The sequence below is a fragment of the Citrobacter sp. wls757 genome (genome assembly GCF_005280935.1).
GTDB lineage: Bacteria > Pseudomonadota > Gammaproteobacteria > Enterobacterales > Enterobacteriaceae > Citrobacter > Citrobacter portucalensis.
The window spans coordinates 82351-84090 of the sequence record NZ_SZWU01000069.1 but is presented as its reverse complement, the minus strand read 5'-3'; the positions used below and the strand labels follow the sequence as shown (position 1 = coordinate 84090).

Here is a 1740-nt window from a genome sequence, read left to right as displayed (position 1 = left end):
GCGCCTCTCCGGGAGGGTTATTTGATGTAATGCACGTGCTCGCAGATTTCATCGACGATAGGGTCGCGACGTTCAGCGAACAGCTTTTTGTTTTCAGCGATCAGGTTATTGCCGTGGGTATCGATGGAAACGATCAGCGGGCCGAACTCTTTTACCCGACACACCCACAGGGACTCCGGCATGCCGAGTTCCGTCCAGTGCACCTCTTCGATCTCCTCAACCTGGGTTGCCGCCACGACCGCGCAGCCTGCCGGGAAGATGACGTGCAGCGCTTTAAACTGCTTGCAGCCTTCTTCCGTCAGCGGTCCCATGCCGCCCTTGCCGACCACCAGTTTGACGCCAGTCTGTTCGATAAAGTCTTTCTCAAACGCTTCCATACGCATGCTGGTGGTTGGGCCGACAGAAACCATTTCCCATTTTTCACCGTTCTTACGTACGATCGGGCCCGCGTGGAAAATGGCTTTGCCGTTCAGGTCATAAGGAATCGGGCGCTTCAGTTCGATCAGGCGGCGGTGGCAAACGTCACGGCAGGTCACCAGCGTACCGGTCAGGTAAATGACATCGCCAACGCGAATGTCTGCCAGATCTTCGGCTTTGATCGGGGTTGTGAGGATCTTTTTCATAACGCGCTCCGGGTGTGAGACAGGTTTTCGAAGGAGAGGTCAGCATGAACCAATAGCGTGCCGCGACGGTGGGCCCAGCAGCCGGTAGAGACGGCAACGCCGATAGTCGACGGGTGGCGCGCGGCGGATTCGATATGCACGCCCATCACCGAGCTATTACCGGTTAATCCTTGCGGACCAATGCCCAGACGGTTAAGTCCTTCTTCCAGACGCAGTTCCAGCTCGGCCGCTTTCGGATTCGGATGACGTGAGCCGATAGGGCGCAGCACCGCTTTACGAGAAAGAACGGCTGCGGTTTCTACGGAGGTGGCAATACCTACGCCCACCAGCACTGGCGGACAGGCGTTGACTGCCAGCGTGGAGATATTTTCAAAAACAAATTTCACCACGCCTTCGTAACCCTCAGAAGGCATTAACACTTTCGAGCGTCCCGGCAGCGTACAGCCGCCGCCTGCCATGTAGACTTCGATTTCCGCGTCATCGTTATCGGGGATGATGTCCCAGGTGACCCACGGCACACCGGTACCTGTATTTTTGCCGGTATTCACTTCGTCAAAAATCTCGACCGCGTTATGGCGCAGAGGCGCTTTTACCGTGGCGTCTTCAACGGCCTGCTTCAGAATGCTTTGCAGTTCGCCGAGGAGCGGAAAACGGGAACCGACCTTCACGAAGAACATTATCTCGCCGGTGTCCTGACAGGCTGGGCGATTCAGGTCGATAGCTTTCTGCATGTTGTCAAACATGGTGTGGTAGATGATTTTACCCATCGGCGAGGTTTCGCCTTCACGCAGCTGTTTTAATTTATCCACGACGTCATCGGGCATGCGGGTAGAAATCATGGCGGTAAAATCAGCGACAATGTTCGTCAGCGTATTTATCGCATTTTGGTTATTTTGATTGCTCATCTTGTTAACTCCAGTTCTTTTATTTATCTGGAAATAAATTCTCCGCCACAAACTACCACTAAAAATGTGGATTAATATTATTTGCCACTGTGAATATCTAATTAACAGTTCGTGAATGATGTCCGGATAAGGCAATAAAAATTGCGCAAAGGCAGGGTTTAAGACGCATGAGAGAATTACACTGCGGTGAACAACATTACGGATAGACCGAT

The 1740-nt window shown here is 52.8% G+C and carries 2 protein-coding genes; both read right to left on the bottom strand.

What is annotated here, in order from left to right; translation table 11 throughout:
* Positions 1-17 precede the first annotated feature (17 nt).
* Positions 18-623, bottom strand: a complete 606-nt coding sequence (ttdB, locus tag FDW94_RS19195; RefSeq protein WP_003828447.1) for a L(+)-tartrate dehydratase subunit beta — start codon at positions 621-623, stop codon at positions 18-20.
* Positions 620-1528: a L(+)-tartrate dehydratase subunit alpha gene (gene ttdA / locus FDW94_RS19190; protein ID WP_003828445.1), complete on the bottom strand. Its 909-nt coding sequence runs from the start codon at positions 1526-1528 to the stop codon at positions 620-622. Before ttdA ends, ttdB begins: the two co-directional genes overlap by 4 nt.
* Positions 1529-1740 lie beyond the last annotated feature (212 nt).